Source organism: Burkholderia sp. Bp9099 (assembly GCF_003857805.1).
GTDB lineage: Bacteria > Pseudomonadota > Gammaproteobacteria > Burkholderiales > Burkholderiaceae > Burkholderia.
Genome location: NZ_QTPU01000048.1, coordinates 16,348 through 26,271, shown reverse-complemented (window position 1 = coordinate 26,271; position 9,924 = coordinate 16,348). Strand labels below are relative to the sequence as shown.

Below are 9,924 nucleotides of genomic sequence, written 5' to 3'. Positions count from 1 at the left end.
CTCGCCCGTTTGTGTTGAAGCATGATGCAGCTGGGCTGCATCATGTCATCCCAGTAGAGGATCAAAGTGGCTCGCAAGACTCCTATCGAGCGCTACCGCAATATCGGTATTAGCGCTCACATCGACGCCGGCAAAACGACGACGACCGAGCGCATTCTGTTTTACACCGGTGTGAACCACAAGATCGGTGAAGTCCACGACGGCGCAGCAACGATGGACTGGATGGAGCAGGAACAAGAGCGTGGCATCACGATCACGTCCGCTGCTACCACGGCCTTCTGGAAGGGCATGGGCGGCAACTATCCGGAACACCGCATCAACATCATCGACACGCCGGGCCACGTCGACTTCACGATCGAAGTGGAGCGTTCGATGCGCGTGCTCGACGGCGCGTGCATGGTGTACTGCGCAGTGGGCGGCGTGCAGCCGCAGTCGGAAACGGTGTGGCGCCAGGCTAACAAGTACAAGGTGCCCCGTCTCGCGTTCGTCAACAAGATGGACCGTACCGGCGCGAACTTCTTCAAGGTCTACGACCAGCTCCGTCTGCGCCTGAAGGCGAACCCGGTTCCGGTCGTGGTGCCGATCGGCTCGGAAGAAAACTTCAAGGGCGTGGTCGACCTGATCAAGATGAAGGCGATCATTTGGGACGAAGCGTCGCAAGGCACGAAGTTCGACTACGTCGACATCCCGGCCGAGCTCGCCGAGACCTGCAAGGAATGGCGCGAAAAGATGGTCGAAGTGGCTGCTGAAGCCAGCGAAGACCTGATGAACAAGTACCTGGAAGAAGGCGATCTGCCGGAAGCCGACATCGTCAAGGCGCTGCGCGACCGTACGATCGCGTGCGAAATCCAGCCGATGCTGTGCGGTACCGCGTTCAAGAACAAGGGCGTGCAGCGTATGCTCGACGCCGTGATCGACTTCCTGCCGTCGCCGGTCGACATCCCGCCGGTCAAGGGCGAGCTCGAAAACGGTGAAGAAGCAGAGCGCAAGGCGTCGGACGAAGAGAAGTTCTCGTCGCTCGCGTTCAAGATCATGACCGACCCGTTCGTCGGCCAGCTGATCTTCTTCCGTGTGTACTCGGGCGTCGTCAATTCGGGCGACACGCTGCTGAACTCGACCAAGGGCAAGAAGGAACGCCTCGGCCGGATTCTGCAGATGCACGCGAACCAGCGTGAAGAAATCAAGGAAGTCCGTGCGGGCGACATCGCTGCTGCGGTCGGCCTGAAGGAAGCGACCACGGGCGACACGCTGTGCGACCCGGCGAACCCGATCGTTCTCGAACGCATGGTGTTCCCGGAGCCGGTGATTTCGCAGGCTGTCGAGCCGAAGACCAAGGCTGACCAGGAAAAGATGGGCCTCGCGCTGAACCGTCTGGCGCAGGAAGATCCGTCGTTCCGCGTGCAGACCGACGAAGAGTCGGGCCAGACCATCATTTCGGGCATGGGCGAGCTCCACCTCGAAATTCTGGTCGACCGGATGAAGCGTGAATTCGGCGTGGAAGCGACCGTCGGCAAGCCGCAGGTTGCATACCGCGAAACGATCCGTTCGACGGCGAAGGATGTCGACGGCAAGTTCGTCAAGCAGTCGGGTGGTCGCGGCCAGTACGGTCACGCGGTCATCACGCTCGAGCCGAACGAACAAGGCAAGGGCTACGAGTTCTTCGACGAGATCAAGGGTGGTGTGATTCCGCGTGAATACATCCCGGCGGTCGACAAGGGTATCCAGGACACGCTGAAGTCGGGCGTGCTGGCTGGCTTCCCGGTCGTCGACGTGAAGGTTCACCTGACGTTCGGTTCGTACCACGACGTTGACTCGAACGAAAACGCGTTCCGCATGGCCGGTTCGATGGCGTTCAAGGAAGCGATGCGCAAGGCGAACCCGGTCGTCCTCGAGCCGATGATGGCTGTCGAAGTCGAGACGCCGGAAGACTACATGGGCAACGTGATGGGCGACCTGTCGGGCCGTCGCGGCATCGTCCAGGGCATGGAAGACATGGTTGGCGGCGGCAAGATCGTTCGCGCCGAAGTGCCGCTGTCGGAAATGTTCGGTTACTCGACGTCGCTGCGTTCGCTGACGCAAGGTCGTGCAACGTACACGATGGAGTTCAAGCACTACGCTGAAGCTCCGCGCAACGTTGCTGAAGCGATCATCAGCGCGAAGTCGAAGTAAATCTGCAGCTACCAACCGATATTTTTTGAAAGAAGAGAATCATGGCAAAAGAAAAGTTTGAGCGGACCAAGCCGCACGTCAACGTTGGTACGATTGGTCACGTTGACCACGGCAAGACGACGCTGACGGCAGCGATCACGACGGTGCTGACGAAGAAGTTCGGCGGCGAAGCGAAGGCTTACGACCAGATCGACGCGGCACCGGAAGAAAAGGCGCGCGGTATCACGATCAACACGGCACACGTCGAGTACGAAACGGCTAACCGCCACTACGCACACGTCGACTGCCCGGGCCACGCTGACTATGTGAAGAACATGATCACGGGCGCGGCACAGATGGACGGCGCGATCCTGGTTTGCTCGGCAGCAGACGGCCCGATGCCGCAGACGCGTGAGCACATCCTGCTGGCACGTCAGGTTGGCGTTCCGTACATCATCGTGTTCCTGAACAAGTGCGACATGGTGGACGACGCTGAACTGCTCGAGCTGGTCGAGATGGAAGTTCGCGAACTCCTGTCGAAGTACGACTTCCCGGGCGACGACACGCCGATCGTGAAGGGTTCGGCCAAGCTGGCGCTGGAAGGCGACACGGGCGAGCTGGGCGAAGTGGCGATCATGAGCCTGGCCGACGCGCTGGACACGTACATCCCGACGCCGGAGCGTGCAGTTGACGGCGCGTTCCTGATGCCGGTGGAAGACGTGTTCTCGATCTCGGGCCGTGGTACGGTGGTGACGGGTCGTGTCGAGCGCGGCATCGTGAAGGTCGGCGAAGAAATCGAAATCGTCGGTATCAAGCCGACGGTGAAGACGACCTGCACGGGCGTTGAAATGTTCCGCAAGCTGCTGGACCAAGGTCAGGCAGGCGACAACGTCGGTATCCTGCTGCGCGGCACGAAGCGTGAAGACGTGGAGCGTGGCCAGGTTCTGGCGAAGCCGGGTTCGATCACGCCGCACACGCACTTCACGGCTGAAGTGTACGTGCTGAGCAAGGACGAAGGCGGCCGCCACACGCCGTTCTTCAACAACTACCGTCCGCAGTTCTACTTCCGTACGACGGACGTGACGGGCTCGATCGAGCTGCCGAAGGACAAGGAAATGGTGATGCCGGGCGACAACGTGTCGATCACGGTGAAGCTGATCGCTCCGATCGCGATGGAAGAAGGTCTGCGCTTCGCAATCCGCGAAGGCGGCCGTACCGTCGGCGCCGGCGTCGTCGCCAAGATCATCGAGTAATATCGACGATCCGCGGATCCCTCCGGGGTCCGCGATTCCACGGTAGGCAGTCGTACCGTCGAAACCGGGTGTCCAGTTCGATCTGGCACCCGGTTTTTCTTTGTGGCGTGCGCGTTGCCATATTGACAAACGCACACCACCGCTTCGATTTTTCGTGTAGAATCGCGGGCTTAGCAGTGGAAGTACCGTTCGGGACCGGGCGCCTCGCTCCCCGCAGGCAACAGGTTTCGCGTTCTTTTAGTGTCCGGCGATGCAACATCGCCTCGCTCTTTTCAAGGAATCGTCATGCAGCAACAGAAAATCCGCATTCGCCTGAAGGCTTTCGACTATCGTCTGATCGATCAATCGGCTGCCGAGATCGTCGATACCGCGAAGCGGACTGGCGCAATCGTCCGTGGCCCGGTGCCGCTGCCGACGCGCATTCAGCGTTTTGACATCCTGCGTTCGCCGCACGTCAACAAGACGTCGCGCGATCAGCTCGAAATCCGTACCCACCAGCGCCTGATGGACATCGTCGATCCGACCGACAAGACGGTTGACGCGCTGATGAAGCTCGACCTGCCGGCTGGCGTCGACGTGGAAATCAAGCTGCAGTAAGGCTTTCGGCGCCTCCCGGCGTGCCGGGCGGTGCTAAGTCTTTGTATTGCTTGCGGAAATCGAGAAGTCGGGCTATACTGCTTGGCTTTTCGCGTATTCGCGTAAAAAAGTTGGGCCTTGCGTGCCCGGCATTTTGTAAATCAGCCCCGACCAATCGCAGTCGGGAATGGAGAAAATGATGAGCCTTGGACTCGTAGGTCGCAAGGTTGGCATGACCCGTATCTTCACGGCTGAAGGGGATTCGATTCCCGTCACCGTGCTGGACGTGTCGGACAACCGCGTGACGCAGATCAAGACTGTTGAAACCGACGGCTACACGGCCGTGCAGGTTGCATTCGGCTCCCGCCGCGCATCGCGCGTGACGAAGCCGCTGGCAGGTCATCTCGCCAAAGCCGGTGTCGAAGCCGGTGAAATCCTCAAGGAATTCCGCATTGACGCGGCCAAGGCAGCTGAGCTGTCGAATGGCGCCGTGGTCGGTGCTGATCTTTTCGAAGTAGGCCAGAAGGTCGACGTGCAAGGCGTGTCGATCGGTAAGGGCTACGCCGGTACGATCAAGCGTTATAACTTCTCCTCCGGCCGTGCTACCCACGGTAACTCGCGCTCGCACAACGTGCCGGGCTCGATCGGTATGGCGCAGGATCCGGGTCGCGTTTTCCCGGGTAAGCGCATGACGGGTCACCTCGGTGACGTTACGGTGACGGTGCAGAACCTCGAAATCGCTCGTATCGACGCAGAGCGCAAGCTGCTGCTCGTCAAGGGCGCGATTCCGGGCGCGAAGGGCGGCAAGGTTTTCGTGACGCCGGCCGTCAAGACCAAGGGGGCGAAATAATGGAACTCAAGCTCCTGAACGAAAATGGTCAGGAAGGTGCAGTGGTCAACGCGTCGGACGTCGTGTTCGGTCGTGACTACAACGAAGCGCTGATCCACCAGGTCGTCGTCGCGTACCAGGCGAATGCTCGCCAGGGTAACCGCGCACAGAAGGACCGCGAGCAAGTCAAGCACACCACCAAGAAGCCGTGGCGTCAGAAGGGTACGGGCCGCGCTCGTGCCGGTATGTCGTCGAGCCCGTTGTGGCGTGGCGGTGGTCGCATCTTCCCGAACTCGCCGGAAGAAAACTTCTCGCACAAGGTCAACAAGAAGATGCATCGCGCAGGTCTCTGCTCGATCTTCTCGCAGCTGGCCCGCGAAGGCCGTCTGTCGGTCGTCGAGGACATCATCCTCGAAGCGCCGAAGACCAAGCTGCTGGCTGACAAATTCAAGACCATGGGTCTCGACTCCGTTCTGATCATCACGGACACGGTCGACGAGAACCTGTACCTGGCTTCGCGCAACCTGCCGCACGTGGCGATTGTCGAGCCGCGCTACGCTGACCCGCTGTCGCTGATCTACTTCAAGAAAGTGCTGGTCACGAAGGCTGCGGTCGCCCAGATCGAGGAGTTGCTGTCATGAGCGAGATTCGCAAGAACGATCATCGTTTGATGCAGGTCCTGCTCGCACCGGTGATCTCGGAAAAGGCGACGCTGGTTGCCGACAAGAACGAGCAAGTCGTGTTCGAAGTCGCACCGGATGCCACGAAGCAGGAAGTGAAGGCGGCTGTCGAGCTGCTGTTCAAGGTTGAAGTTGATTCGGTCAACGTGCTGGTTCAGAAGGGCAAGCAAAAGCGCTTCGGCCGTTCGATGGGCCGCCGCAAGGACGTGAAGAAGGCGTACGTTTGCCTGAAGCCCGGCCAGGAAATCAACTTTGAAGCGGAGGCCAAGTAATCATGGCAATCGTGAAAGTTAAGCCGACATCGCCGGGTCGCCGCGCGATGGTCAAGGTGGTCAACAAGAACCTGCACCAGGGCAAGCCGTTCGCGGCACTGCTCGACTCGCAGAGCTCGACCGCCGGCCGTAACAACAACGGCCGTATCACCACGCGTCACAAGGGTGGTGGTCACAAGCAGCACTATCGTATCGTCGACTTCCGTCGCACGAAGGATGGCATTCCGGCAAAGGTCGAGCGTCTCGAGTACGACCCGAACCGTAGCGCGAACATCGCGCTGGTGCTCTACGCAGACGGCGAGCGTCGCTACATCATCGCCCCGAAGGGCCTGACCGTCGGCCAACAGCTGATGTCGGGTTCGGAAGCGCCGATCCGTGCAGGCAACACGCTGCCGATCCGCAACATTCCGGTCGGTACGACGATCCACTGCATCGAGATGCTGCCGGGCAAGGGCGCGCAAATGGCGCGTTCGGCTGGCACGTCGGCCATGCTGCTGGCACGTGAAGGCGTCTACGCGCAGGTTCGTCTGCGTTCGGGCGAAATCCGCCGCGTGCACATCGAGTGCCGTGCAACGATCGGTGAAGTCGGTAACGAAGAGCATAGCCTGCGCCAGATCGGCAAGGCTGGCGCGAACCGCTGGCGCGGTATCCGCCCGACGGTGCGTGGCGTTGCGATGAACCCGGTTGATCACCCGCACGGTGGTGGTGAGGGCAAGACGGCTGCAGGTCGCGACCCGGTGAGCCCGTGGGGTACGCCGGCTAAGGGTTACCGCACCCGCAGCAACAAGCGCACGACGACGATGATCGTCCAGCGCCGTCACAAGCGTTAAGGAGTAGGCAATGGCACGTTCTGTAAAAAAAGGTCCGTTCTGCGACGCCCATTTGCTGAAGAAAGTTGAGGCGGCTGCAGCTTCGCGCGACAAAAAGCCGATCAAGACCTGGTCGCGTCGCTCGACGATTCTGCCGGATTTCATCGGCCTGACGATCGCTGTTCACAACGGCCGTCAACACGTTCCGGTGTACATCTCGGAAAACATGGTCGGCCACAAGCTTGGCGAGTTCGCACTGACCCGTACGTTCAAGGGTCACGCGGCCGACAAGAAGGCCAAGAAATAAGGGGCAATCAAGATGGAAGTGAAAGCAATTCATCGCGGTGCCCGCATCTCGGCGCAAAAAACGCGCCTTGTGGCTGACCAGATCCGCGGTTTGCCGGTCGACAAGGCGCTGAACGTTCTGACGTTCTCGCCGAAGAAGGCGGCTGGCATCGTGAAGAAGGTTGTGCTGTCGGCAATCGCGAATGCGGAGCACAACGAAGGCGCTGATATCGACGAGCTCAAGATCAAGAGCATCTACGTCGACAAGGCGGCATCGCTCAAGCGTTTCACCGCGCGCGCCAAGGGCCGCGGTAACCGCATCGAGAAGCAATCCTGTCACATCACTGTGACGGTCGGGAATTAAGGAGCCATACGATGGGACAGAAAATTCATCCGACTGGCTTCCGCCTGGCTGTCAGCCGCAATTGGGCTTCGCGTTGGTACGCGAACAACAACAATTTCGCGGCGATGCTGCAGGAAGACATCGGTGTTCGTGAATACCTGAAGAAGAAGCTGAAGAACGCTTCGGTCGGTCGGGTGGTCATCGAGCGTCCGGCGAAGAACGCGCGCATCACGATTTACAGCTCGCGTCCGGGCGTCGTCATCGGCAAGAAGGGCGAGGATATCGAACAGCTGAAGACGGAACTGCAACGCCGCATGGGCGTGCCGGTTCACGTCAACATCGAAGAAATCCGCAAGCCGGAAACCGATGCGCAACTGATCGCTGACTCGATCACGCAACAGCTCGAGCGCCGGATCATGTTCCGTCGCGCGATGAAGCGTGCGATGCAGAACGCGATGCGTCTGGGTGCCCAAGGCATCAAGATCATGAGCGCAGGCCGTCTGAACGGTATCGAAATCGCTCGTACGGAGTGGTATCGCGAAGGTCGCGTGCCCCTTCACACGCTGCGTGCCGACATCGACTACGCGACCTCGGAAGCGAAGACGACTTACGGGATCATCGGCGTCAAGGTGTGGGTATACAAGGGCGACACGCTCGGCCGCAATGACGCGCCGGTGGTCGAAGAAGTAGCCGAAGACAAGCGTCCGCGTCGCAATGCGCGTCCGGGCGACCGTCGTCCGCGCCGTGACGGCGAAGGCGGCGCTCCGGGTGCTCGTCGTGGCGCACCGCGCCGTGGCGCCGGCAAGCCCGAAGACGGCAAGACTGGAGAATAACGATGCTGCAACCGAAACGCAGAAAGTATCGTAAAGAGCAGAAGGGTCGTAACACCGGCAAGGCGACGCGCGGCAACGCAGTGTCGTTCGGTGAATTCGGTCTGAAGGCGATCGGTCGCGGTCGTTTGACCGCACGTCAGATTGAAGCGGCGCGTCGTGCAATGACGCGTCACATCAAGCGTGGCGGCCGCATCTGGATCCGGATCTTCCCGGACAAGCCGATTTCGCAAAAGCCGGCAGAAGTGCGTATGGGTAACGGTAAGGGTAACCCGGAGTACTACGTCGCCGAGATCCAGCCGGGCAAGATGCTCTATGAAATGGACGGCGTAACCGAAGAACTGGCACGCGAAGCGTTCCGTCTGGCTGCAGCCAAGCTGCCGCTGAAGACGGCATTCATCGTGCGCCAGCTCGGCGCCTAAGGAGAAAACATGAAGGCTTCCGAACTTCTCCAGAAAGACCAGGCCGCGCTCAACAAGGAGCTGGCGGACCTGCTGAAGGCGCAATTCGGCCTGCGCATGCAACTCGCGACCCAGCAGCTCACGAACACGAGCCAGCTGAAGAAGGTTCGTCGCGACATCGCACGTGTGCGGACCGTCATGACTCAGAAGGCGAACCAGAAATGAACGATAGCGTGAAAACCTCGCTGAAGCGGACGCTGGTCGGTCGGGTCGTCAGCAACAAGATGGACAAGACCGTCACCGTGCTGATCGAGCACCGCGTCAAGCACCCGATCTACGGCAAGTATGTCGTGCGCTCGAAGAAGTACCACGCGCATGATGAAGCGAACACCTGCAACGAAGGCGATCTCGTCGAAATCCAGGAAACTCGTCCTGTTTCGAAGACGAAGGCCTGGACGGTGTCGCGCCTCGTCGAAGCAGCTCGCGTCATCTAAGCGGGCAGAGCAGTAGGCAGTAACAAGCACTTCGCCACGAAGTGCTTGAAATCGCAAAGTTTTTGCTTGCGTGACCAGGGTTATTTGTTATAATCCTGGTCTTCCCTCTTTATGGGAGCCCCGTCGCGGGCGAAGTTGGTGGGGGAAGCGGACTGGCGCCAGCCTGTCCGAAAGATTCACCGAATTGCGATGGCGGGTTTCGTTTGCCGTCGCTGCTGTTCCAACCCAAGCAGCCGATTGGCTGACGGGACCAAGACTGACCGAATGCATCATGGTGGTGCAATCGGATTAAGTTGGGAAAGACAAACCATGATCCAGACCGAATCTCGGCTCGAAGTAGCCGACAACACGGGTGCACGTGAAGTCATGTGCATCAAGGTGCTCGGCGGCTCGAAGCGTCGTTATGCCGGCATTGGCGACATCATCAAGGTGACCGTCAAAGAAGCAACGCCGCGCGGGCGCGTGAAGAAAGGCGAAATCTACAACGCCGTGGTGGTCCGCACCGCCAAGGGTGTTCGCCGTCAAGACGGCTCGCTGATCAAGTTCGACGGCAACGCCGCTGTGCTTTTGAATAACAAGCTTGAGCCGATCGGCACCCGTATCTTCGGGCCGGTGACGCGTGAGCTGCGTAGCGAACGATTCATGAAGATCGTTTCGCTGGCGCCGGAAGTGCTGTAAGGAGTCGCGATGAACAAGATTCGCAAAGGTGACGAAGTCATCGTCGTCACTGGCAAAGACAAGGGCAAGCGCGGCGTCGTGCTGGCTGTCGGTGCAGAACATGTGACGGTTGAAGGTATCAACCTCGTCAAGAAGCATGTGAAGCCGAACCCGATGAAGGGTACGACGGGCGGCGTGGAAGCGAAGACGATGCCCCTGCATATTTCGAACGTCGCACTGGTCGACGCGAATGGCAAGGCGTCGCGTGTTGGCATCAAGGTCGAGGAAGGCAAGAAGGTTCGCTTCCTGAAGACGACCGGTGCCGTACTGAGCGCCTGACGCAGCGG

15 protein-coding genes are annotated in these 9,924 nt (G+C 59.9%); all 15 read left to right on the top strand.

The genetic code is table 11. The annotated features are described in order from the left end of the window. Positions 1-66 precede the first annotated feature (66 nt). Positions 67-2,169 carry an elongation factor G gene (gene fusA, locus DIE17_RS34775; protein ID WP_044849034.1) on the top strand — a complete coding sequence of 701 codons (2,103 nt, stop codon included), beginning with the start codon at positions 67-69 and terminating at the stop codon, positions 2,167-2,169. A 41-nt stretch (positions 2,170-2,210) separates the two neighbouring features. After that, complete coding sequence (tuf, locus tag DIE17_RS34770; RefSeq protein WP_006482910.1) at positions 2,211-3,401, top strand: elongation factor Tu; 1,191 nt, start codon at positions 2,211-2,213, stop codon at positions 3,399-3,401. Between the two features lie 285 nt (positions 3,402-3,686). Then, the gene (gene rpsJ / locus DIE17_RS34765) at positions 3,687-3,998 is read left to right on the top strand and encodes a 30S ribosomal protein S10 (RefSeq protein ID WP_004199280.1); all 312 of its coding nucleotides are present in this window, start codon (positions 3,687-3,689) and stop codon (positions 3,996-3,998) included. A 178-nt stretch (positions 3,999-4,176) separates the two neighbouring features. Continuing rightward, the gene (gene rplC / locus DIE17_RS34760; RefSeq protein ID WP_006752926.1) at positions 4,177-4,827 is read left to right on the top strand and encodes a 50S ribosomal protein L3; all 651 of its coding nucleotides are present in this window, start codon (positions 4,177-4,179) and stop codon (positions 4,825-4,827) included. Further along, positions 4,827-5,447 carry a 50S ribosomal protein L4 gene (gene rplD, locus DIE17_RS34755; RefSeq protein ID WP_006477192.1) on the top strand — a complete coding sequence of 207 codons (621 nt, stop codon included), beginning with the start codon at positions 4,827-4,829 and terminating at the stop codon, positions 5,445-5,447. Before rplC ends, rplD begins: the two co-directional genes overlap by 1 nt. After that, positions 5,444-5,758, top strand: a complete 315-nt coding sequence (gene rplW, locus DIE17_RS34750) for a 50S ribosomal protein L23 (RefSeq protein WP_004199275.1) — start codon at positions 5,444-5,446, stop codon at positions 5,756-5,758. Before rplD ends, rplW begins: the two co-directional genes overlap by 4 nt. A 2-nt stretch (positions 5,759-5,760) precedes the next feature. Further along, complete coding sequence (rplB, locus tag DIE17_RS34745) at positions 5,761-6,588, top strand: 50S ribosomal protein L2 (protein WP_006482900.1); 828 nt, start codon at positions 5,761-5,763, stop codon at positions 6,586-6,588. A gap of 10 nt (positions 6,589-6,598) precedes the next feature. After that, the gene (rpsS, locus tag DIE17_RS34740) at positions 6,599-6,874 is read left to right on the top strand and encodes a 30S ribosomal protein S19 (protein ID WP_004199273.1); all 276 of its coding nucleotides are present in this window, start codon (positions 6,599-6,601) and stop codon (positions 6,872-6,874) included. A gap of 12 nt (positions 6,875-6,886) precedes the next feature. Next, positions 6,887-7,216, top strand: a complete 330-nt coding sequence (gene rplV, locus DIE17_RS34735) for a 50S ribosomal protein L22 (protein ID WP_004199272.1) — start codon at positions 6,887-6,889, stop codon at positions 7,214-7,216. 11 nt (positions 7,217-7,227) lie between these two features. After that, positions 7,228-8,028, top strand: coding sequence for a 30S ribosomal protein S3 (gene rpsC / locus DIE17_RS34730; protein ID WP_006482899.1), 801 nt, complete (start codon positions 7,228-7,230; stop codon positions 8,026-8,028). Between the two features lie 2 nt (positions 8,029-8,030). Beyond that, entirely contained in the window at positions 8,031-8,447 is a 417-nt protein-coding gene (rplP, locus tag DIE17_RS34725; protein ID WP_006482873.1) for a 50S ribosomal protein L16, read from the top strand. Positions 8,448-8,456: 9 nt separating this feature from the next. Then, positions 8,457-8,651, top strand: coding sequence for a 50S ribosomal protein L29 (rpmC, locus tag DIE17_RS34720; RefSeq protein ID WP_006400652.1), 195 nt, complete (start codon positions 8,457-8,459; stop codon positions 8,649-8,651). Then, on the top strand, positions 8,648-8,920 hold the full coding sequence (gene rpsQ, locus DIE17_RS34715; protein ID WP_006752928.1) for a 30S ribosomal protein S17: 273 nt from the start codon (positions 8,648-8,650) through the stop codon (positions 8,918-8,920). The genes rpmC and rpsQ overlap by 4 nt, the downstream gene beginning before the upstream one ends. A 309-nt stretch (positions 8,921-9,229) precedes the next feature. Next, positions 9,230-9,598: a 50S ribosomal protein L14 gene (rplN, locus tag DIE17_RS34710; protein ID WP_006752929.1), complete on the top strand. Its 369-nt coding sequence runs from the start codon at positions 9,230-9,232 to the stop codon at positions 9,596-9,598. A 9-nt stretch (positions 9,599-9,607) separates the two neighbouring features. Then, positions 9,608-9,916 (top strand): 50S ribosomal protein L24, encoded by a 309-nt coding sequence (rplX, locus tag DIE17_RS34705; protein WP_006477187.1) that lies wholly within the window; start codon positions 9,608-9,610, stop codon positions 9,914-9,916. Positions 9,917-9,924 lie beyond the last annotated feature (8 nt).

Bases quoted from the DNA above. Each gene is read 5' to 3' on its own strand.
- rplN (WP_006752929.1), top strand. From the start codon at position 9,230: ATGATCCAGACCGAATCTCGGCTCGAAGTAGCCGACAACACGGGTGCA.
- rpsJ (WP_004199280.1), top strand. From the start codon at position 3,687: ATGCAGCAACAGAAAATCCGCATTCGCCTGAAGGCTTTCGACTATCGT.
- rplX (WP_006477187.1), top strand. From the start codon at position 9,608: ATGAACAAGATTCGCAAAGGTGACGAAGTCATCGTCGTCACTGGCAAA.
- rplP (WP_006482873.1), top strand. From the start codon at position 8,031: ATGCTGCAACCGAAACGCAGAAAGTATCGTAAAGAGCAGAAGGGTCGT.
- rpsQ (WP_006752928.1), top strand. From the start codon at position 8,648: ATGAACGATAGCGTGAAAACCTCGCTGAAGCGGACGCTGGTCGGTCGG.
- rplC (WP_006752926.1), top strand. From the start codon at position 4,177: ATGAGCCTTGGACTCGTAGGTCGCAAGGTTGGCATGACCCGTATCTTC.
- rplV (WP_004199272.1), top strand. From the start codon at position 6,887: ATGGAAGTGAAAGCAATTCATCGCGGTGCCCGCATCTCGGCGCAAAAA.
- rpsC (WP_006482899.1), top strand. From the start codon at position 7,228: ATGGGACAGAAAATTCATCCGACTGGCTTCCGCCTGGCTGTCAGCCGC.
- rpmC (WP_006400652.1), top strand. From the start codon at position 8,457: ATGAAGGCTTCCGAACTTCTCCAGAAAGACCAGGCCGCGCTCAACAAG.
- tuf (WP_006482910.1), top strand. From the start codon at position 2,211: ATGGCAAAAGAAAAGTTTGAGCGGACCAAGCCGCACGTCAACGTTGGT.
- rplD (WP_006477192.1), top strand. From the start codon at position 4,827: ATGGAACTCAAGCTCCTGAACGAAAATGGTCAGGAAGGTGCAGTGGTC.
- rpsS (WP_004199273.1), top strand. From the start codon at position 6,599: ATGGCACGTTCTGTAAAAAAAGGTCCGTTCTGCGACGCCCATTTGCTG.
- rplB (WP_006482900.1), top strand. From the start codon at position 5,761: ATGGCAATCGTGAAAGTTAAGCCGACATCGCCGGGTCGCCGCGCGATG.
- rplW (WP_004199275.1), top strand. From the start codon at position 5,444: ATGAGCGAGATTCGCAAGAACGATCATCGTTTGATGCAGGTCCTGCTC.